Genomic DNA, 20,949 nt, shown 5'->3' on the forward strand with positions numbered 1-20,949 from the left:
TGAGCCGCCACATCCCTTAGGAGTCAGACCAACCGGTCCACACCATCAATAGTGAAGAGCCCATTACCTGAACCCCTGCACCGAACTTCGCGATGGCCAGAGCGGCGGCCAAGTCTTGGAAGCCAGTAGGTCCAAATTCTTCGAAGGAATGCTCCACTATTCTGCCTCTTCTGTTCTCCCGACAATCACGGCCCATTCGAGGTTCTGATGTGTAGCCATCATCTCGCCGACGTCATTTCGGCGTAGCGGGTGAAAAGGATCTCTTGGCGTTCTTTCTCCGACTGGCAGGTTCGGGTGGCTCCGAAAGCGCGGTCAACGACAGCATCGAGTTTGTCATGCGCTTTTATGAGTGCAGGGTCCATCGCCAGCGGGTTGTAATGGTCGGCCAGGGACCGCTCAGGGTGCCGATCCCGAGCCTCCAGCACACCCTGACCGGCGGCAACGATCTTCCCGCGGAGGTCATTGGGGACTTCAGGGAGAGGGAGGTTGTTCCACACAATTGTGTTGGAGAAACGAAGGCGTGATTCCAGACGACCGCCGACTGTCTTCTGCCAGGTGATGAACATCGATGACGAGAGGATCGCGAACTGGACCCCATCTGGGTCCGGTATTTTGAAGTTGGCGTTACTGGCAATGATTTCCGGACCGAAGCGAGCAACCGTGAAGTACCGTCGGTTCTCGCTGACCACGCTAGGGATGCACACGTACTCGGTGTCTGGCTGTGAACGCTGTCCGAATAGGGCAGGAGTTGCAGCCATGCTACGCGTCGAAGCGGCAGAACTTGCTGCACGGAACTCGCGGACAGCCTCCAAACGGTGCCGAAGGAGAGGGCTGCGGCTGAGGTCTCCGGGATCGAGGTCTACCAGCCAGAGGCACCACCGTTCCTCATTGTGAACTAATTCCCGAGCACCGGGATAAGGGCGCAGATACTTAGCGGCGACCGAATCAGCCCGAACTTCATCTACCTCTTCACGAGTCACTACGAGGTTGCCGCCGTCGCGAGGCATGTTGCCGAACGTGGCGTTTCCGAGTTCGGGAGACAGCTGATTACGTCGTTGCTCGACGAGTACATTCGGGGCGTCAACCAGATAGCCATTGATCTGCTCGGCTGCAGCTTCCTGGGGCTCGCCACGGAGATCAGCATAGTCAAAGAGTCTTGCCGGAGGCTTAGCGAGGCGGTCGAAACCCACGATGGTGCAATGTACTGCCGCCGCCCCCGGCGCCTCGGAAGTCCAAGCAAAAGTTCGGTGGGCAAATCTGATGCGCCATCCTGTTTCAAAGACCGGACCGAAGAGGGCGGGTACAGGCTCGCCTTGGGTGATGGAGTTTGTGGAGACGAAGCCCCATCGTCCACTATGGGGTCCGAAGTAGTCTAGGGACTTTTTGTACCAGCCTGTGACGTAGTCGAGGCGACCGATGTCCTTACGCTGCCATACATCGCGGAGTTCCTGAGCCTGCTCAGTGGAGCGCGTGGCATGTCCAAGGAACGGAGGGTTCCCTATCACCACGACGTTCTCGCTGGGTTCGACCACCTCTGTCCAGTCCATGCGCAGGGCGTTGCCGGTGTGGATGGTTTCGACCTTGTCCAGAGGCAGCAGCTCAGGGGCTGCGCCGAGGCGGGCCTGCATCTCCTGGTTCGCTTGGTGTTCCACCAGGTGCAGTGCGGTGGCTGCGATTCGGGCGGGCCAGTCCTCGATCTCTATCCCGTGGAACTGCTTGGCTTGGACCATGATTTGATCCCCGGTGAAGAACAGGCCCTCATTCAGGGCAGACTTCGACTTCCGACCGGCCTCTAGCTCCTGAATCCGTTCAATGATGCGCAGTTCTAGGGCGCGCATCTCTCGGTAGGCGATGATCAGGAAGTTCCCGCATCCACAGGCAGGGTCGAAGAAGTGCATCTGTCCCAGCCGCTCGCGTAGGTTCTTCAACCCTCGCACCGAGTCTTTCTTCGCCTCGAACTCCTCATGAAGCTCATCGAGGAACATCGGTCGGATCACCCGCAGAATGTTCCGTTCGGTGGTGTAATGCGCTCCCAGCGACCTCCTGGCGGCCTTGTCCTTCACTGCCTGGAACAGTGAGCCGAAGATTGCCGGGCTGATCGCTGACCAGTTGAAGTAGCAGGCCTCGATCAAACGACGGCGCATATCTGAATCGAAGAACGGGATCGCGACGTCTTCTTCAAAGAGCCCGCCGTTGACATAGGGAAAGCGTGCGAGGAGCCCGGTGAGGTTGCGGGGCCGCCGTTCCGGCGGGGTCTTCAGCATCTGGAACAGCTGAGCCAGCATCGGACCAAGATCATTCCCGGATTCCTCGGTGCGGTTCTCCAAGAACTCCAGGAACAGGTCGCGTTCACCCCATAGGGCGGTGTCGTCGGCGTAGAGCATGAACAGGCACCGGACCATGAATACTGAGGAGGCGTGCTCGTCGTACCCGGAATCGGCGAGACCCTCGTACAGGGAGGCCATGAGCTGGGCCGCTTTGATGGAGGCAGCCTCGCGTTCTTCGAAGCTGAGGATCCGGTGGCCGTAGCCGGCCAGGAACGCCAACTTCTCCGCGTGGTCCCGGAAGTTCTCCAGATCCCACTCGGTGGCGGCGTCGTCGGTTCCTGCCTTGAGGTTCAGCAGCCGGAAGCGTGTGAAGTCGCTGGTCAGCACCCAATCAGGGAACTCGGCCTCGGGAAGATCATGCAGATAGTCCAGAGCTTGGGCTTCTGCTTTGACCAAGTCCTCCCCGGCGGATTTCATCTCCACGGCGAGGATGCCGGGGACCAAGGCGTCGATGTAGCCCTGCCTGCCGGTGGAAGTCCGCTTGGCCCGGTGCTCGTACAACGCAGCCCGGGAGTCGGTGAGCCCATACACCTGCAGCAAATCCCTCACAAACATCTGAGCCTGCTGACGCTCATCTCCTGCGGCGTCCTTCCAGTCCAGCACGAACCGGTCGGCCTGTCGGTAGATCTCCTCGAAGCTGCGAGCTTTCTCCATGCATTCAGGCTACACACAGGTACGGAGGTCGAGGCTCCGTGCGGAGAAAGGTCACGTGACATGTCGTAGGCAGGGGGCATGATGGCTCGTATGATGGTGAAGATGGAGCCGAGCACAACTGCACTTCGTGCAGGAGCCCGAGGAGTTGATGATGAGACGATCATCAAGATCCTCGTCGCTACGCGCAAGTATCACCCTCTGACGCAGCCTGAGCGGGTCCAGCTGCTGCAGCAGGAGGGGGCCGACTATCTGCTGGAGGCTCTGTTCGGGACCACTCTGATTGACCCGGAGCTGGAACTTGAGATTGAGCGTGCCTGCGTTGATCTGCAGCGCTGGCAGGCTCAGGGGTACGGCGTCCTTTCTGTTCTCGACCATGCCTATCCGCGGTATTTACGCGGTGCGTGGGAAGCCCCTGCTTTGCTGTATTACCAGGGCGAAGTCGTGCCGGAAGATACTGCGGTGTCTGTGGTGGGTTCGCGCCGAGTCAGTCCTGATGTTCGTGACCAGGCTGCCCGGACCGCAGAGGAGCTGGTGTCTCGGGGACTCACAGTAGCTTCGGGGTTAGCGGCCGGCATCGATGGGGCAGCTCATGACGCGGCTTTAGAAGCCCAAGGCCGCACCGTTGCGGTGATGGGCACCGGGTTGGACCACACATATCCAGCCTCGCACTTACAGTTGAGGGAGCAGATCGTAGAGACAGGACTGGTGCTGTCTCAGTTTGAACCAGATTTCTCGGGCGCGAAGTTCGCCTTCCCGATGCGTAATCACGTGATGTCTGCCTATGGGCTGGCCACCATTGTGATCTCTGCTCAGGAGAAATCCGGGACCCGTCACCAGGCTAGGGCAGCGATTGGTCATTCTCGGGGGTTGATCATCTCTGACCAGGTAGCTCGGGAGACCAGCTGGGGCCATGAGTACGCAGAAAGAGGGCTTGCCAGAGTTGTCTATAGTGCTGAGGAAGCCGCAGCTGTCGCCCATGAGCTGGTGACGGCGCACCTGAGAGGCACACAGCTTTTCGGATGAGCCTGTCGGGGGCGTTCGATGCCCAGGTGAACGAGTATTTAGGGCGACAGACCCACTTGCGATCTGCGGCGCGACAGCGGGGCCTGCCAGTCTGCAGCACCTGCAGCGGCCCGGTAGGCCTTCTCGACTTCTCAAGCACTGATGAGCGTTATGAGCTATGCAAGCCGTGCTCTGGATATCGTAAACAGCAGGTTGTCGGCTCTGGGTTGGCGGACGCCGTCTTTCCGTTGCTCTACGCCAGTGCAGGTAAGGATCAGACCGGCCGTGACATGTGGAATTACAAGGACTCAAGATACGGTCAGCCGGGAGACAATCCTGCATTCGCTGGACTTGCGTCGGTTCTCTATGTGGCACTGCGCTACCACTGGAGGTGCTTGCAAGCCACAACGGGCAGGACGCCGAACCGGGTGACGGTCATTCCTTCGACCAAAAACCCAGGGCAGGTAAGCCCGCTTGCTCACTTGGCAGCCCGAGTGCTGGATGCTCTGAAATGGGAGATCGGTGCTGAGGAACTCTTGGATTATTCGGGAGAGCCTACTTCTGGGGGAGGTAAGCAGCGCGGGGTTGTAGATACTGATCTCTTTGGTGTCCACGGACTTAACCGCGGTGATGATGTGCTGCTGGTCGAGGACACATGGGTCTCCGGCAGCCACGCACAGTCCGGTGCAGCAGCGCTGAAGAAGGCGGGGGCTAATTCGGTGACTGTACTGGTAGTAGCGAGGTGGTTAGACCCGACCCATACGGCAGCCCGGTATCTTTTTGACGCGATCCCGCACTCTCCTCAGCCGAGCGCGCAGGTCTGCCCATTTGCTGTCCCAGGGATCAGCGAATGTGTCGCTGAGATGTGATGGGCGCAGTTTGGCCGCTCTAGTCATTGCTGACTAGAGCGGCCAAACTGTTGCAGTGGGCCCTGCGGGGCTCGAACCCGCGACCAGCGGATTAACCTCCCACTTCGGCTTTCGCCGCCGCTCGCAAGAGCGTTCGTGGTCTGGACTGTCCCTTCACCATAGCCTGTGCCGTAGGTGCCACCCGTCCAGTCTCTACACCTTCCGAAACGGGGTCTCGGCTTGGCTCGGGATTGCCATCTAGGTGTTCCCTAGGAAGGGTTCCCCGACTTTGAGTGGTGTCATCCCCGGCGTTTCCGCGGAGGCGCTCCTATTGAAGTCCGATGCTCTACCAACTGAGCTAAAGGCCCATGCAGTTTATGGAGTTGTTTCACAATATTCAGTTAGTCACCGTCCGACGCGATCCGCATGTCTCACGCCTGGACCAGGAACGAGACTGAAATTGCCGGATGGCGTCAGAGCACCCTTTAGTTTATCTCATGAGAGGGTCTCGGTTCGATCTCAGCATCATCGGTGATGACGCTAGGTTTTGGAGAGATCCATACCATGGTGGTCATCACAGTGATCAGCAATGTCGATATATAGTGCAGGGTCTTCCAGCAGGCTGCTATCGACTGCCTCTCGGAGCAGCCTCCGAAGCTCTGGAATTTCATGCACTTAACCTTAATGTCGGCCCCGAGTAGGCCATGGCTCTCACATCGACGTGTGGATCGATACCGTTCCATTGACGCTGGGGTGCGACCACGCATCACCTTAATCACCAGACTAAGAGGAAGTCCGCGGGAGTTCATCATCGCCGGGCGGCTGGGCCGAGCGCCGTGAAACTCCAGGATCTGCTTGGGCCCTACGAGGTAATACCGACTAGGTAGAATGTGATGGACTAGTCATCTAGCACTGTCGAGGGGAAACAATGCGTAATCTACCCACTGTTCTAGCCGCTTGCGTGTCGCTTGCTCTTACAGCCTGCGGTGGGACTGACGCTCAAGGTGGCATTGAGTCATCTAGTCCGTCACCAACAGATCGTCCCGTCGTTGGGGCGTCACCATAGAGACTTCCTCAGCAGCGACTACTGAAGATGAAGCCCCCGAGTCTCTTGAGGAGGACCTGGCTGGACCCAAACCGAACACCCAACGTCGCCTGGAACGGCTGAGTTCGGCGTGGGAGCAGGCGAGACGGAGCATCGCGAGCAAGCAGCCTCCGGCGTCTGAGCCCGAGCCGGGGGTGGTCTCGAACCCAACGAGACGGCCCCGAACACCGCTGACCGAGAGGGAAGTGGACGCTATCCGAACCGCCCGTGCTCATGGCGAGAGTGTCCTGTCGATCGCCAAGCGGTTCAACGTCCATCGGGTGACAGTCTGGGAGCACACGAAGCGCCGACCGGAGTAACGCACGAGCAGGTGCTGCCAGAGACTAGCCGAGAAGCGGCTCGTCGGCCATGGTCCTGTCCGTCCTACTACGTAGACTGTCAATCAGAACTGCGTCTCGACTGGAACTCGAATGGAGGTGATCGGGATGGTTGTCCGCGTTGATGTCGCCCCCGATCTACTCCAGTGGGCAGTCGAACGAGCAGGGTGGGACGAGGAAACTGTCGAGCGTCGTGCGCCCAGGCTCGATGAGTGGGTTTCGGGCACACACCGGCCGACGCTGAAGCAGTTGGAGAAGTTCGCCAGCGACACCCATACGCCCTTCGGACTGTTGTTCCTCTCCGAGGCGCCCGTGGAAGACGTGCCGATCCCGGACATGCGCACGATCGGGAATGCCGCGGTCCCACAGCCCTCTGCAGACCTACTGGACACGATCTACCTGTGCCAGGCCCGCCAGGACTGGTACCGGACCTACGCACAAGAAAGCGGCGTGATCGAACCTGAGTTCGTCGGCTCCGCTACAACCGAGACGCCACCAGCGCTAGTCGCGGATCAGATGCGCGATCTGCTCGGCTTCGATCTGACCGAGCGGGGTATGTTCTCCAGTTGGGAAGACGCCTTGCGGCGCCTAATCGACCGCATCGAGAACATCGGCGTCCTGGTGATGGTCAACGGCATCGTTGGCGCGAACACTCATCGCAAACTCAATCCCGAGGAGTTCCGAGGGTTCGCACTGTCCGACCCGCTCGTACCTCTGATCTTCGTCAACGGCGCTGATACCAAGGCCGCACAGATCTTCACCATGATCCACGAACTCGCACACATCTGGCTGGGAGCGAGCGCCCTCTCCGATGCGGCCATGACGGCTGAGGACGGCGTGACCGAGGAACTATGGTGCAACCGGGTCGCCGCCGAAGTACTAGTCCCGCTTACCACGCTACGCAGCGACTACCGCGGCGAGGCGAACATCGAGGAGTTGGAGCGCCTGGCCAGGAAGTACCGAGTCAGCACCCTGGTGGTGCTCAAACGCATCTTCGACGCTCGGTTCCTGACCTGGGAGGACTACCGCGAGCGCTATGAGAACGAGCGCGACCGCGTGATCGGCATCCTCGCAGCGAGACGCGGAGAGGACGGCGGCGGCAACTACTACTACACGCAGCCAATTCGACTCAGCCGTCAGTTCGCCCAGGCTGTGATCGCCAGTGCTTTCGAAGGGTCCACCACCTACCGGGACGCCTACCGCCTGCTCGGCACTAAGAAGCACGCAACCTTCGAAAACCTGGCAGCCGAGTTGGGAGTGGCCTGATGTATCTGGTCGACGCCAACGTGCTCATCGAGGCCAAGAACCGTTACTACGCCTTCGACATCGCCCCTGGATTCTGGTCCTGGCTCGACCAGGCACACCAGCAGTCCGTGGCGTGCAGCATCGACGCGGTCCGCGACGAACTCCTCGACGGAAACGACGAACTCGCCGCCTGGGCACGTGCTAACACCGCGTTCTTCCGACCCATCGATCAAGGCACCACACAGCACTTCGGCGACCTCACCTCTTGGGCGACCTCACGGAACTTCACCCAAGCTGCCCTAGCCGACTTCACCGGCAACAACGCCGACTATCTCCTGGTGGCCTACGCCCGCGAGCACCAGCACACCGTAGTCACCCACGAACGCTCCCAACCCAATGCTCGCGCCAGGGTACTGATCCCGGACGCCTGTCTGGCCATGGGCATCAGCACGACCGACACCTTCCAGATGCTCCGGCAAACCGGAACTCAGCTCGACCTCCGAGCAACGACTTTCAGCTCATAACTGTCCGCCCCTAGGAGATAGGGTACGGAAATGTCTCGCTGGCCCAATCTATCGAAACGAAGTCCGCCCGGGGGCCGTCGAGCAAAGGTTGTATCCTACGACGCCGTTGCGTTCTGACGACGTTAGCACGGGCAAGAAGCTAACTAATCATTTTCGGGGCGGACTGCGTTGGCAATCTTGATCGCTACTTCTGTCAAGGAGGAGTCCTCTGTACTGAGACCAGACCGAGAGGCTAGCAGAGGGCTTTCATCCCGGAGTGCTTCAAAGGTGGTCTCGTGAGTCACCGGGATCACTCGGTCGGTCGCCAGCAGAGCCGAAAGCTCCTTGTCTGCGATTCCCTGTCCAGCAAGACTCCCGAGCATCGCGGGCGTGACAAGGACGATACCGATGCGGGACATCTTCAGTCCGTTGTCGATCGACCGAATCAAAGAAGTTCCGAGAGGGACGTCCTTCTCGCTGAACCACACGTCCACGTCGAAGGACTCCAACAAGTCATGAAGTTCCTTGGCAGCCCCTTCGCGGTCATCCCACGCATGGCAGAGGAAAACATCGCGGCGTTCAGGGTGCGTGTACGACTGCCGCTCTGCTTGCTGCTGAACAGGCGAGAGATAGCGGCGCTCTGAGGTTGTGTAGGTGACGGAAGGGCGCGTTGCTCGCAACTTCCGGTTAGCATCACGCTCCCACTTCCTGGCGGCGGCGTTCATATCACGCTCCAACTGTCGCTCCGCCTTCTTAACTTCCGTCTTCATCTGGGACTCAGCCTTGCGCTGGGCGGCCCTCATTTGTGATTTGATCTGTGACTGCGACGGTATGCGTCTCGATGGCATGGCCTCTCACCTCCTTCCGTACCCGTACCTTCTCACGAACGACCGACATCCCATACGGATCAGCCAAGGGCTCCCTTGGTGACTCTTGCGCCGATGCCATGATCGATGTAGCCATGACAGTTACTTTATGTGAATGCGCGAGAGAAAGCCGCGTGTAACTGGGTTAGGGCCCTCTTCGCCCCGGAGGCGAATTTGAGTCGCTGCCTCTGATTCACCAGTCCGTACGCAATGGCAACATGACCCGGCACTCTGACCTTCGCGCGCTTTCCCCAGTCCTCTAGCGACTTCACAATAGGCTGTCCGTCATGTAAGTCGCTTTCGGTTACGGTGGCACCTTCGGGCAGAAGTGTGTTAACGATCTCCACGAAGACATCACGATCGACCAGGTCCTCACTAGCCCAACCGTCGGGTAGCGAGAAGATTCGATCGGCGTCGACGTCCGCTTCAAGCAATTGGTCACGGTACTTCTTTCCTTCTCCATCACCATCAGTCAGGTAGACCACTCTTGCCGCGACCTCTTCAACTTTCATTCCGAACGCATGCGCATTGGCGAGACCGGGTGCCACCTGATAGTCAAGATCGTCCTTCTTTGTCGCCATGCGAATGAGCGTGGGCAGGAGAATCATGTCGGCGGCCCCTTCAGCCAGCACCGCGAGCCGACATACGGAGAAGGCCGCGGCAGATGCGCCCATGGCGTAGAGCAATGGTGCGAATCCGGGTTCTTCGTTGGTCCAGAAGTCATGGCGGATCAGGCTGGCATTTGGTCTAGACGAATCTTTGCGGAGTAGCCTGATGCCGGTGCCAAGGTCTCCAGGAAGACTTCCCGGGGAGTGTGTGGTGTAGAAGACCTGCGTTGCGTTGACTTGCTTCAGTAGCACGCCTACCAAATCGGCCTGCGCGTCGTAGTGCAGATGAGTTTCTGCCTCATCAATCAGTAAGATCGGCGGCACTGTCAGTTCTTGGGATGCTAGGAATGCTGCGAGTGCGACAAAGGTCCTTAAACCGTCACTGCGTTCTTCGATGTTGGTAACCGGACCGCCACGTCCCAGTTCCTTCAAGTAGACCTCTAAGCGTTTGCCACTGATCTTGAACCGAACCGAGACATTCGATTGGTTCCAGGCTTGGGTGAAGAAGTCTTGGAGGTTCTCGTTCGCTTCTTCTATGAGAGTCTCACGGCTGCTCTCATCGCCAGACTCGACGAATCCCCAGAGCCGCTGAAGGTCCAACTCAGCGATTCGCAACAGGTTGGCGAGTGCAGGTTGTGGTTGAGCACGATATTCATCGTCATTTAGTTGATGCACTGTGCTCAGTTCTCGGTCTTCGCCCTTAAATAGAACAAAGGCCGGGACTCGAGAATTCAGGCGCTCTCTGGCGATGCCTCGCGGATGCTTCGAGCGTGACTTACCCAGCGCGATGCGGATCAGTTCGGCGGTTCGAGAATCGCGCGGCTTACCGCTCCGGCTGGAGGGGGAGACTTCATCGAGCCAGTCCGCGAGTCTCTCGGCCGCGTTCGCGGTCTCCTCGGCCCAATCGGCTTCTGGGTCACCGAGAGCAGCGAGCACGTCCTCAGCCCAGTTGTCGGGACTCTCGCTTTCATCGTCGTCTTCATCAACGTGAGCAGCGAATTGCTTTTGCAGCCTACGACGTGTCGCTTCCAGCTTCGCCGACGCATCCTGAAATGGCTTGGGATTTCGTCGCGGATAAGGCTTCGCATCCGAGCCCACGCTCCCATCCTTGCATTTCTGGACGATGAATTTAGTCGGTTGCTCCAGCAGATCGAGATCCTGGATGCTCTCTACGTCCTCACCGTCAAGCTCATAGATCGCTTCGACCACAACGTCATCATCAGCCATGCTGAGGCTGCGGTTTTGGTACACCACGGGGAGCTCGTCATCCTGACGGTTCGTTAGCCACACCAACCCCTCCAACATAGAAGACTTGCCGGACTCATTGGAGCCGACGAAAGCAAGGATCCGTCCATCGGTGTTGCAGGAAGTCTTCGCGAGTCGCTTGTACCCTTCGAAGCGAATTTTCAGGCTGTGCATAGGCTCCTCCCTGACCGAGAGCGCCTCTGTACGCCCGTCGTTCGATGCCTCAATGATCCCATGAACCACTGACGCGCACGGCATGCATCGAGGCGCGCGGGCCGCTTACATCCCGATGCCGTCGCGCGAGGGTCTGGGTCGCGGAGGTGGCCTGCGCGTCGGTCCGAGGTCAGTATCCGTAAGTTGTGACTGGCTCCGCGAACGGGCGCGTTCGGCGGCTTGGCGGCGTGCCTGGGCTTTGGCCCGGCGTTGGGAGACGAGTTCGGCCGCCTCGTTGATCGGGAGTCGTTCGATGTCGCCCAGGTCGCGACGCAGGTTGTCTGCGCGATGTTGCCAACGGTCCAGCTCAACCTGGGCGCGTTCTTGTCCTGGGTGGGTGCCGATAGGGTCGCGGGTGAAGTAGCGGCGCGAGAGCCCGGCACGCTCTGCCCTGTGCCGCTCACTGAGTTCGCGTTTGCCGGTGCGTGCGTTCTCGGCCTGCTGGTCAGCATCGACCACGCGCAGGTCGACATCCGCGTGCTGTTGTGCGACGGCCTGTGCCCATGCCTGCACGTTTGTGGTGGTCTGCGGGAGGCTGCCCCACCGTTCCCGCACCGATTGCTCGACCGTTCGATGTTCCGTTCCGGCCTCGTCCAGGGTGCGGGCGGTGGTGCGCTTCTTGAGCCTGCCCGCCGAACGATGCGCGGTCTCGGCCTCCCCCAGCGCGGAGCGAGCTGTCAGGTACTCATTGCCGTCGACGGTGGCCTGCTCGATCAGCGGCTCGGTGACCTCGGCACGCACCTGTTCGGCATGAGACTCCGCCGCCGCGACCCCGCCCTCATGCTCTTCTTGTTCAGCGCGGTGCGTTTCTCGTTGCTCGGTGAACGCCTCGATAGCTTGCTGCCACTTGTCGACCTCACCCTCAGCCTTCGCGATCCGCTTGCGCAGGTGCGCGCGTTCGGTGTTGACGAGCTTGACCGGCCCGTCGTCGGTGAGTCCGGCGACGGCGGCACCGGCGGTGTGAGTTGCGGTGGCGAGGCCGCGATCGGCGCGGTCACGTTCCATCGCCGCAGTGAACTCCCCACGCGCCTCATCCAGGCCCTCGGCGACGATGTGGAGCCGGTTCTGGTTCTGCCCGCGAGTCATCCCGACATACAGGCCTGCGGCACTGAGCCCATCGGAGAGCAGGGTGTCTGCTTCGGCGACGGTGGCGCCTTGGACGCCGTAGGCAGTGGACGCGTAGGCCAGGTGGGCCTGCTGGGTGACGTACTCGGCCGGGAGGGTGACGGTGTGCTGGTGCTTCCTCCCGGTGCCGGTCTCCTTGGCCCACACGGTGCCGTCGTCCTCGACGTGTTGGACGATCCAAGTCTGCCGGTTCGCCACCTTCAACGTGCTGTCGTTCTTCCGCGTCTGAACAAGGTCGCCTGCGCCGATGTCGAGCCCGTCGCTACCGGTCACCGTGCGGGCGTCATCGACGACGCCGGACTGGACTCGGGTCTCGCGGATGCGCTCGTTCAAAGCTCGGGCTTCGTCGTTGGTCGCAACCGTGATCGCCCCTTCACCGGCCGTGGCGGCGGCGATGTACTCACGTGCTGTCTCTTCGGTGTCGTGGAGGTGGATGAGGCCGAGGTCATTCAGCCGGTCGAACACCAACGCCGGGTTGCTCCCGGTGCGCATCTGGACGGTGAGGTCGGCGTAGTCGGGGTCGGTGAAGCGGTGCACGCCGGTCATGTCGATCGTGGCGCCGGTGATCTGCGCGGCCATGTCCAACACACCACCCCGCCCGACGGCGGGGAGCTGGGCGCGGTCGCCGACCAGCGCGACCGTCGCGCCGGTCTCGGCGGCGACAGTCAGCAGAGCGAGGGCGGTGTCCTGGTCGAGCATCCCGGCCTCATCCACCACCACCCGCTCACCGGGCTGCAACCGGGCGTTCTCGGGTGGGCCGGTGTAGGTTTCGCCGGTCTCGGGATCGACGTTGCCGGGGGCCAGTCGTGTCCAGACGCCGTCGCGGTTCCACCGCCACCCATGAGCGTGGACGAGCTTGGCGACCGAGTCCGCGGGTACCCCGAGTTCCTTGGCCGCGACGTCAGCGGCCTTCTTCGTCGGCGCCACCACCCGCATCCTTCGTCTGTCCTGTTGTGCGGCGGCGATCGCGGCACCGAGCATGGTCGTCTTGCCCGCACCGGCGGCGCCTTCGATGACCACCAGCGGATCGGCAGAGGCGACCGCCGCAGCCGCTTCGACCTGTCCGGCATCGAGCCCGTGTTGCTCGGCTAGTTTGCTCACGTCGGGAGCCTCGTGCGTCCGTCCAGTGACGCGTGCTTCCAGGAGGTCGCGCAGTTCGGTCTCGACGCGTATGACCTGCACGCTGGTCAGGTGCGCCACATGATCGACCTGTGGCGCGTCCGGGGGCAGCACCGACAGGCAGTCCTCGGTGGCAAGGCGCGTTGCGCTGGTCACGAACTCAGTGATCGCGTCCGGTTCGGCGCGGACTCCGGCCTCGGTCACGATCCGGGTCGCCTGCTCCTGCACCATGTGCCGAGTCCAGGTCGACGCACTCGCGGCGCAACGATCCAGCGCACGATTCGCAACCTCTTGCACCCTCAGGTCATCGAGCGACACCGCTGGGGGGTGCGCGGTCTGCGGTGTCTCCGGGGTGTAGCCGGCGTCGCGCAACTCACGGCGCCATCCGGCCTCAGTCGACAGTTGGGAAGGCTTCTTGGCGGGGCGCTCGTGGTCCCAGGCCATCGCGACCAGCTTCGAGCGCACCACCGGTCCGGGCTCCTGACCGGGGTGTCCTTCTTCCCATTCGGCTTCCATCCGCGTGAGGTTCTTGCGCACCTGCACCGCGCGCTTGCTCATCTGGTCGTTGAACGGCACCAACTCGGTGACCTCGCCCGTCACCGGGTCCAGGGTCAGGCCGTGCTCGTGCAACGTCTCCGCCAGTTGCGGGTGCGCGGCCAGCACCGCCGTACCCAGAGCGCGCAGTGCGCCTTGCTGTTTGAACAACGCCGCCGTATCCAGGCCCCGCCACTTACTCGCCGCCCAGACGCGGGTGCCGATCTGGAAGTGGATATGGCGATGCGGATCACCCGCCCGCGAGGTCCGGTGGACAACCGAGACGGTCTCCAACTGCTCGACCGGCACGACCTCCTGCTTGCCACGCGGACCCACACGCGTCACCGAATGCTGGCCCAGCCAGGCGCGCATCTGGTCCATCGCGTGCTTCTGCGCCACATCCAACGCCTCGGAGACCTCCGGATGCAGGGCAGCGGCGACAGAGAGGGACTTGGGGGTGTTGATGACCATCTCCGCGAACCGCGGCGACCCCTGCCTGCCCTCGCCAGGCTCGCGTGGGGTGCCCATCGACTCACCGGTCAGCGGATTGATCCAGTCAACCCAGGCGGCGTACTGCTCTGGATCGAGCACACCCTCCCCGACCACTTCGCCGTCGTTGTCGAGGACGGAGAACTCTGCCAGAGCGGTGCCCGCTTCGAGGTAGTACTCATCGGCCTGGGCGCGATCGGACTCCAGATACCGGCGCGCAGCGGTGCCGTTACCTCGGAAGAGGATCACGCCACCCTTCATCCCGCACCTCACATCACATACCCGGCCACGGTGAAATACCAATGGTAGCATACGTACATCGAACTAAGAAACATGATAGGAGGTGCAGGTCGCGGGATCGGGAATCGGCGCAGGCGGAGCGTCGCTGAAGTAGCGGCGCAGGCGTGGATGTCAGGCGGCTGCGCGTCGGGGTTCGCGGTTTTGCCTGCGGTACTGGCTTGGCGTGATGCCGACGATCTGGCGGAACTTGGCGGAGGCGTGGCCTCGGCTGTTCCATCCGACCTGACGCATGATCTTTCCCACCGGCAGGTCGGTCTCGCGTAGGAGGCGAGTCAACGCTTCGACGCGCACCGTCGCCAGGTAGGAGATCGGGGTCTGCCCGTACGCCTTGGTGAAGATCCGACTCATCTGCGCAGTCGACAGATGCACCACTGCGGCGAGATCGGCCAGGCGCCATCGTCGAGCTGGCTCCTCGCGAAGAAGCCGAGCCACCGTCCTGGCCTCAGCACGCACCGGTGCGAACCGGCGGCGGATCGCGTTGCGCTGCACCCGGCTCTGCCGTATCGGTGTCGTCGCCATGTGCGGCGTCACGACATCGAGCACAGCGAACAACAGCGCTTGCATCCGGTGGAACCTCTCCGGTAGTGACCCCTCGCTGCTGAGCGCCACCAGCTCATCCAGCCACGGAGTGAGCCTTTGGAGCTGTCTCTCGCCGAGGCGGAGAATCTGCGCGGGCTTGGTGTACAGCTCGTCGGCGAAGTCTCGCGCCTCCCATCGATCCGAGAGCAGATCGGCGTACTGCCAGAACAACTGGTCGATGGCATAGTCCCGGTCCACAAAGATCGACGTCATCGTGACTGGTCCCTCAGGCTCGTATCCACACAACGTCTCCGCACTCAGAACGATCACTTCACCGGCCCTGACCGCCCTTCCGTCGAATGCGCCAGTCAGGATCGCTGACCCGTCGCGAACGAACATCAACTTGACACAGTCGTAGAGGTGCGGGGCCACAGGCGCCCGCTGAATGTTGGTGACGGCTTCGACGGGCCGAACAGGACTCGCCCCTGCCCCCATCTCGCAGGGCTTCCGTGCATCGACGTCAATCACCCCCATGCGTGCCTGGCCTGACCATCCAACTATTGATACATGTTAGCCTGTATGTTTAGAAGAGGCCACGGACTTTGACCTGATCAACCGTCTCGTTCATCCGCCATGAACCGCAGTCCCTCCGGACCAGCTTTGGATGTCCGCAGAGACCGGCCACCGGCGAGCAGGTCCACCTCAACTCGACTACAAGGAGTAACCACCTGATGACAGCGACGATCCAAGCCCACGGGCTTGTGAAGACCTACGGAAGAGCCTGGGCCCTCGACGGCCTGGACCTGAGCGCCGAGCAGGGCACAGTTCTTGCCCTGCTCGGCCCCAATGGTGCGGGAAAAACCACCGCGGTCCGGGTGCTCACCACGCTGGTGAAACCCGATGAAGGCAGCGCCGAACTGGCCGGGATAGATGTCCTGACCAGACCCGAGCAGGCCCGCCGCAACCTCGGCCTGTCGGGCCAGTACGCGGCAGTCGATGAGTACCTCACCGGGTTCGAAAACCTGGTGATGATCGGCCGACTCTACGGCCTGCGGCGCGCCCAAGCCCGAGACCGAGCCGCAGAACTGCTGGAACAGTTCTCCCTGACCGACGCCGCAGGCAAGCCGTCCAAGGACTACTCCGGCGGGATGCGCAGGCGCCTGGACCTGGCTGCCGCGCTCATCGTCAGACCGCCGGTGCTGGTCCTGGACGAGCCGACCACCGGCCTGGACCCGCGCAGCCGCATCGAGACCTGGGGCGTCATCCGCGACTTGATCGCCAGCGGGACCACTCTCCTGCTGACCACTCAGTACCTCGAAGAAGCCGATCAGCTCGCCGACAAGATCACCGTCATCGACCACGGTCGCGTGATCGCCGAAGGCTCCGCGACCGACCTCAAAGCCCGCATTGGCGGCGAACGCATCGAACTTACACTTGCCGATCCAGCAGATCTTCGGCTCGCCGCACGCACCGTGGGCTCGGTGACCGGAACCGAGGTCTACTCCGAGGCCGGATCGAGCACTGTGACCGCCCCAGCGCCTCACGGCGCCGAGTCGCTCATGACCGCGCTACGCGAACTCGACACCCAGAATGTGCGTCTGCTCGACCTCGGGCTTCGCCGCCCGACTCTCGATGACGTGTTTCTCTCCCTGACCGGCCACAGCGCCGAACAGGCCCCTACCAACGACGATTCCACCCCCACGAAGGACAACCGATGAACACCCCCATCCGCACGCTCAAAGACAGTGCCGTCATCGCTGAACGCAATCTCGTCAAAGTCAAACGAGTACCGGTTCTGCTGGTCTACGTACTGCTGTCACCGATCATGTTCGTGCTGCTGTTCTCATTCGTCTTCGGCGGCGCCATCGAGCTAGGTGATGGCAGTAGCTACCGCGAGTTCCTCATGGGCGGCGTCTTCGCCATGACCGTGCTCTTCGGTGGGATCTTCACCGCCTCCGGCCTGGCAGAAGACATGCAGAAGGGCCTCATCGACCGGTTCCGCTCTCTGCCGATGTCTCACGCCGCGGTCCTGATCGGACGTACCGCCTCCGACGTGAGCTACAACATCCTGTCCCTGATCGTGATGGGCCTGACGGGGCTGCTGGTGGGCTGGCGCGTCCAGGGCTCACTACTCGACGCACTCGCCGGGTTCGCGCTGCTCCTAGTCTTCGCCTACGCCTTTTCCTGGATCATGGCCTACATCGGACTGCTGGTCCCCAGCCCCGAGGTGGTCAACAACTCCTCCTACCTGGTGATCATGCCTCTGACGTTTCTGTCCAACGCCTTCGTCCCGCTCGAATCCTTCTCCGGCCTCTTGCGGCACATCGTCGAGTGGAACCCCGTATCGGCCCTCACCCAGGCCGCACGCGAACTCTTCGGCAACACCGACCCCTCCGCCCTGGCCTCCACCGCATGGTCCATGGAGCACCCAGTGGCCTACACCCTCATCTGGACTGCGGCCCTCGTGGTCGTCTTCCTGCCACTGTCGGTCCGCCAGTACCGACGTGCCACCGGATGAAAACGCAGAGCACTCGGTTGTACGCCGACGACGCAGCGCAACCAACCCCACCACTTTTACAAGTTAGAGTGTATGTATGAAACGTTCGGCCGAGGACGCTGCCAAGACACGCCTCGCACTGTTAGAAGCAGCGCTGATGGCTTTCGAGGCCAAGGGCTGGCGCGGGGCGACCTTCGAGCACGTCGCCGAGCGCGCCGGCGTCACCCGCGGAGCCCTGCACCACCACTTCCGCTCCAAAGCGAGCCTGCTCACCGAGTCGCTCGACTGGGGCTGGTCCGAGTACGGCCAGCGATTGCTGTCCGCTTCCGATGACCCCTCCGATACCGCCTGGCTCCAGAGGCTGCTGGCGGACTACATCACACTGCTGCGCACCGACGACCGGTTCCGCGCCCTGGCCTACACCACCGTGCTGGTGGCCCCTCAAGTCCTCGACAGCAGCGAAAAGAAGAACGACGCCCTGGACGCATGGCGCGAACGGATCGCCACAGTCTTGGCGTCTTCTGAACGTTCACCGGTCACCGCACAGACAACGGCTGGCCTCATACTCGTCTTGCTACAAGGCTTGACCGTCACCGCCGTGACTCGGCCCCGCGACCTCCCACCAGCAAAGGAGCTCGACGACGTCACAGAGGCCTTGGTCAACGGACTACTTTCGTAAGAAGGACGGTGACGATGGCTGCCAGTTTTTGTAGCGTTACCGTGTCACCGGTGCGGTGCATCGGTGAATGGCACCCATGTGGACAAGCCAAGCAATGCTTCGCCCAGCGCAGTCGTGACATGAGCATTGGCGACCGAGGCAAGCTCGGTGACCGAGTGCGGCCCATGCTGCTGAGACTCACCCGTTCGCACTGCACCAGCAGCAACGGCCCGAATGTCCTCCAGCCACTGTGTCGCTCCGGTGGACAGCCCGACTCCGCTAGTCACGGTGGGGTCGGCGAGCAGCCGGACGAGGGCTTGGCCGTCGCGCTTGTCGAAAGTGACCGTGAGCACGTGGGCCAGGTAATCGCTGGCGGAGGGCTGGTCGTCGAGGAACTTCGCCAGGAACCGCACGTGCCGAGCGCGCATGGTCTCGATCGCCGCCAGTCCGAGTTCCTGTTTGGTGTCGAAGTGGTGGTACAGGCTGCCTTTTCCCAGTTCTGCACGGTCCAGGACCATGCGGGGGCTGGTGGCGGTGTAGCCGCGCTCGGACATCAGGTGGCACATCGCTGCGATGAGCCTGTCCCTGCTGTCATACGGTCGGCGTCCCATCTTCTCCACGGTAGCCTGCATCGGCGCGGTTCTGTACCTACTGGTATGACACCACTTTCGGCCTGCCAGCGCTGGAATCTCACATCGCTACGGAGCGCTGTATCCCGGTCCTGGGCTGTTGTGGTGGGAACCGGCGCGCACCTATCGTTCATGAAGTACCACCGCGCCACCGACACCGGCCGCCGCTTGAGCGCCGAACCGGTCGTGAAGGCTGAGCCAGACATGCGGCGGCTCGTAGCGCTGGTGCTGCACCTGGCCGACACCCTCCACGCCGAGGAAATCGCCGGGGCACACGGTAAGCCAGCTGCGCAAACTGCCTCGGCGCGGCGAGACGTCACTGAGGCGCGAGAATATCGAGATACTGCCGCTCCATCTCCCGGACGGGACAACAGGCGGCGGCGAACGCGAGGAGGCGACCACGTTGACAATCACAGAAGAGCCCAGACCGACAACCACGGAAGCTGAACACGCCGCCCCGTCGGTCACGGCGGTGACCTATCAACGCGTCTCAACCAAGGAACAGGCCGCCAAGGGCGGGCGCGACGAAGGGTTCTCCATCCCTGCCCAGCGTGAGGCCAACGCGCGTAAGGCCGAGGCGTTGGGTGCGCGGATCGTGGCCGAGTTCGTCGACGCCGGAGAATCAGCCCGCTCCGCTGACCGGCCGGACTTGCAGCGGATGCTGGACTACCTCGCTACCCATCAGGTCACCTACTGCATCGTCCATAAGGTCGACCGCCTGGCCCGCAACCGGCTCGATGACGTGGAGATTCACCGGCGCCTCGTCGAAGCAGGCGTCACATTGGTGTCGGCGACGGAAAACATCGACGAGACCCCCTCGGGCATGCTGTTGCACGGGATTATGTCCTCCATTGCGGAGTTCTACTCCAAGAACCTCGCCTCCGAAGTCACCAAGGGCCTGACGCAGAAGGTTGCCTCAGGCGGGACACCGATGCGGGCGCCCATCGGGTACCTGAACGTCCGCAAGCGTGACGAGCAAGGCCGCGAGTACCGCACCGTCGAAGTGGACCAGGAGCGGGCGCACCTGATCCGCTGGGTCTTCACCGCCTATGCCACTGGCGACTACTCCGTCACCGACCTGCTGGCCGAGGTCACTTCACGTGGTCTGACGACCGTGGCGACGCCGAAGCGAGCCTCGGGGCCGGTGGGGCGCTCGACATTCTTCAAACTGCTGCGCAACCCCTACTACGTCGGCCAGGTCCGCTACAAAGGCGCCGTCCACCCCGGCAGCCACGAGCCGCTCATCGATGTGGAGACCTGGCATCAGGTCCAGACCCTGCTCGAAGCTCGCGGGACAGCCTCGGAACGGCGACGCAAGCATGAGCACTATCTCAAGGGCACCCTGTACTGCGGCACCTGCGAATCGCGGCTCCAGTTGGACTATGCGAAGAACAAGCAGGGCATCCGCTACGCCTACTACGTGTGCTCTGGTCGAGCCACCGGCCGCAAGAACTGCACCCGCAAAGCTGTCCCCGTCGGGGTCGCCGAGAAGCTTGTCGAAGACTGCTACCAAGAAATAGGCATCAGCGAGCAGACCTACACCACTCTGGCCGAGCAGGTCGATGCCGCGTTCGATGAGCGCCTTGCCTCGCGCTCACAGGCACTCGCCGAGCTGACTGTCAATCGGAAGCGGTTGGAGGCCGAGAGTGAGAAGTTGCTGGCGGCGCACTTCGCTGACGCCATCGACCTCGACACCCTCAAGCGTCACCAGGATCGCATCAGGATTGGCCTCGCCGACATCGACCGCAGACTTGCCAACGAGCACGGTCAACATGAAGGCCCGCGCAAACACATCGGCACCGCGCTGCGGCTCCTCGTGGACTGCGGGCGGGTGTATGCCCGCACCGACGACCACGGTCGGCGTCTGGCGAACCAGACGTTCTACGACCGGATCGAGATCAGCGAAGACGAAAGGGCGACGATCCGACTCGCTGAGCCGTTCGCCGCCCTGACACCAGAACCGACATCAACCGATGTCAGGTGTTCTAGTACGTCGTCTTGGGTGGAGCGGACAACTCAGTAGTGTCCCATAGAGTGGTGTAACCATCCCGGTGGTCGTCGCCGTCTTCGTCTCGGACGGGGGCGCGGCCATCGGGTGGCCCCTTCGAAGAATCTCCTACAACCCACTCGAAAGGACATCACCACG

The 20,949-nt window shown here is 62.0% G+C and carries 14 protein-coding genes; 8 read left to right on the forward strand and 6 right to left on the reverse strand.

Annotated features, from left to right (window positions below):
• Positions 1-218: 218 nt before the first annotated feature.
• Complete coding sequence (locus tag GNZ21_RS08975) at positions 219-2,981, reverse strand: class I SAM-dependent DNA methyltransferase (protein WP_157323459.1); 2,763 nt, start codon at positions 2,979-2,981, stop codon at positions 219-221.
• A 102-nt stretch (positions 2,982-3,083) separates the two neighbouring features.
• Between GNZ21_RS08975 and GNZ21_RS08980 the strand changes: the two genes are divergently transcribed.
• The 4 genes from GNZ21_RS08980 (at position 3,084) to GNZ21_RS08995 (ending at position 8,022) form a co-directional block, all read left to right on the forward strand.
• Positions 3,084-4,004: a DNA-processing protein DprA gene (locus GNZ21_RS08980; protein ID WP_157323461.1), complete on the forward strand. Its 921-nt coding sequence runs from the start codon at positions 3,084-3,086 to the stop codon at positions 4,002-4,004.
• A 206-nt stretch (positions 4,005-4,210) separates the two neighbouring features.
• Positions 4,211-4,852, forward strand: coding sequence for a hypothetical protein (locus tag GNZ21_RS08985; RefSeq protein WP_198346001.1), 642 nt, complete (start codon positions 4,211-4,213; stop codon positions 4,850-4,852).
• Positions 4,853-6,361: 1,509 nt separating this feature from the next.
• A complete protein-coding gene (locus GNZ21_RS08990) occupies positions 6,362-7,519 on the forward strand; it encodes an ImmA/IrrE family metallo-endopeptidase (protein WP_157323465.1) in 1,158 nt (385 codons plus the stop codon).
• The gene (locus GNZ21_RS08995; protein ID WP_157323467.1) at positions 7,519-8,022 is read left to right on the forward strand and encodes a DUF4411 family protein; all 504 of its coding nucleotides are present in this window, start codon (positions 7,519-7,521) and stop codon (positions 8,020-8,022) included. Before GNZ21_RS08990 ends, GNZ21_RS08995 begins: the two co-directional genes overlap by 1 nt.
• Before the next feature lie 143 nt (positions 8,023-8,165).
• Here GNZ21_RS08995 and GNZ21_RS09000 read toward each other — a convergent pair whose 3' ends face one another.
• From GNZ21_RS09000 to GNZ21_RS09015, 4 genes are all read right to left on the reverse strand, one after another.
• On the reverse strand, positions 8,166-8,771 hold the full coding sequence (locus GNZ21_RS09000; protein ID WP_229659490.1) for a toll/interleukin-1 receptor domain-containing protein: 606 nt from the start codon (positions 8,769-8,771) through the stop codon (positions 8,166-8,168).
• A 203-nt stretch (positions 8,772-8,974) separates the two neighbouring features.
• Positions 8,975-10,894: an AAA family ATPase gene (locus tag GNZ21_RS09005; RefSeq protein WP_157323471.1), complete on the reverse strand. Its 1,920-nt coding sequence runs from the start codon at positions 10,892-10,894 to the stop codon at positions 8,975-8,977.
• Between the two features lie 105 nt (positions 10,895-10,999).
• On the reverse strand, positions 11,000-14,461 hold the full coding sequence (gene mobF / locus GNZ21_RS09010; RefSeq protein ID WP_188503635.1) for a MobF family relaxase: 3,462 nt from the start codon (positions 14,459-14,461) through the stop codon (positions 11,000-11,002).
• A gap of 150 nt (positions 14,462-14,611) precedes the next feature.
• Positions 14,612-15,553, reverse strand: a complete 942-nt coding sequence (locus GNZ21_RS09015; RefSeq protein ID WP_229659489.1) for a helix-turn-helix domain-containing protein — start codon at positions 15,551-15,553, stop codon at positions 14,612-14,614.
• 197 nt (positions 15,554-15,750) lie between these two features.
• Here GNZ21_RS09015 and GNZ21_RS09020 point away from each other — a divergent pair, with 197 nt between their 5' ends.
• The 3 genes from GNZ21_RS09020 (at position 15,751) to GNZ21_RS09030 (ending at position 18,195) form a co-directional block, all read left to right on the forward strand.
• A complete protein-coding gene (locus GNZ21_RS09020; RefSeq protein ID WP_157323476.1) occupies positions 15,751-16,737 on the forward strand; it encodes an ATP-binding cassette domain-containing protein in 987 nt (328 codons plus the stop codon).
• The gene (locus GNZ21_RS09025; protein ID WP_157323479.1) at positions 16,734-17,537 is read left to right on the forward strand and encodes an ABC transporter permease; all 804 of its coding nucleotides are present in this window, start codon (positions 16,734-16,736) and stop codon (positions 17,535-17,537) included. Before GNZ21_RS09020 ends, GNZ21_RS09025 begins: the two co-directional genes overlap by 4 nt.
• 76 nt (positions 17,538-17,613) lie before the next feature.
• Positions 17,614-18,195, forward strand: a complete 582-nt coding sequence (locus GNZ21_RS09030) for a TetR/AcrR family transcriptional regulator (protein ID WP_157323481.1) — start codon at positions 17,614-17,616, stop codon at positions 18,193-18,195.
• A gap of 44 nt (positions 18,196-18,239) precedes the next feature.
• Here the strand turns inward: GNZ21_RS09030 and GNZ21_RS09035 are convergent, their stop codons facing one another.
• Positions 18,240-18,785 (reverse strand): TetR/AcrR family transcriptional regulator, encoded by a 546-nt coding sequence (locus GNZ21_RS09035; protein ID WP_157323483.1) that lies wholly within the window; start codon positions 18,783-18,785, stop codon positions 18,240-18,242.
• Positions 18,786-19,206: 421 nt separating this feature from the next.
• Here GNZ21_RS09035 and GNZ21_RS09040 point away from each other — a divergent pair, with 421 nt between their 5' ends.
• On the forward strand, positions 19,207-20,826 hold the full coding sequence (locus GNZ21_RS09040; RefSeq protein ID WP_157323485.1) for a recombinase family protein: 1,620 nt from the start codon (positions 19,207-19,209) through the stop codon (positions 20,824-20,826).
• Positions 20,827-20,949: the final 123 nt, after the last annotated feature.

Source organism: Nesterenkonia alkaliphila, assembly GCF_009758175.1.
Taxonomy (GTDB): Bacteria; Actinomycetota; Actinomycetes; order Actinomycetales; family Micrococcaceae; genus Nesterenkonia; species Nesterenkonia alkaliphila.

What these genes read in the sequence shown, in the direction of transcription:
- GNZ21_RS08975 (WP_157323459.1), bottom strand. Translation starts at nt 2,981, where the DNA reads ATGGAGAAAGCTCGCAGCTTCGAGGAGATCTACCGACAGGCCGACCGG.
- GNZ21_RS08980 (WP_157323461.1), top strand. Translation starts at nt 3,084, where the DNA reads ATGGAGCCGAGCACAACTGCACTTCGTGCAGGAGCCCGAGGAGTTGAT.
- GNZ21_RS08990 (WP_157323465.1), top strand. Translation starts at nt 6,362, where the DNA reads ATGGTTGTCCGCGTTGATGTCGCCCCCGATCTACTCCAGTGGGCAGTC.
- GNZ21_RS08995 (WP_157323467.1), top strand. Translation starts at nt 7,519, where the DNA reads ATGTATCTGGTCGACGCCAACGTGCTCATCGAGGCCAAGAACCGTTAC.
- GNZ21_RS09000 (WP_229659490.1), bottom strand. Translation starts at nt 8,771, where the DNA reads ATGAAGACGGAAGTTAAGAAGGCGGAGCGACAGTTGGAGCGTGATATG.
- GNZ21_RS09005 (WP_157323471.1), bottom strand. Translation starts at nt 10,894, where the DNA reads ATGCACAGCCTGAAAATTCGCTTCGAAGGGTACAAGCGACTCGCGAAG.
- mobF (WP_188503635.1), bottom strand. Translation starts at nt 14,461, where the DNA reads ATGAAGGGTGGCGTGATCCTCTTCCGAGGTAACGGCACCGCTGCGCGC.
- GNZ21_RS09015 (WP_229659489.1), bottom strand. Translation starts at nt 15,553, where the DNA reads ATGGGGGTGATTGACGTCGATGCACGGAAGCCCTGCGAGATGGGGGCA.
- GNZ21_RS09020 (WP_157323476.1), top strand. Translation starts at nt 15,751, where the DNA reads ATGACAGCGACGATCCAAGCCCACGGGCTTGTGAAGACCTACGGAAGA.
- GNZ21_RS09025 (WP_157323479.1), top strand. Translation starts at nt 16,734, where the DNA reads ATGAACACCCCCATCCGCACGCTCAAAGACAGTGCCGTCATCGCTGAA.
- GNZ21_RS09030 (WP_157323481.1), top strand. Translation starts at nt 17,614, where the DNA reads ATGAAACGTTCGGCCGAGGACGCTGCCAAGACACGCCTCGCACTGTTA.
- GNZ21_RS09035 (WP_157323483.1), bottom strand. Translation starts at nt 18,785, where the DNA reads ATGGGACGCCGACCGTATGACAGCAGGGACAGGCTCATCGCAGCGATG.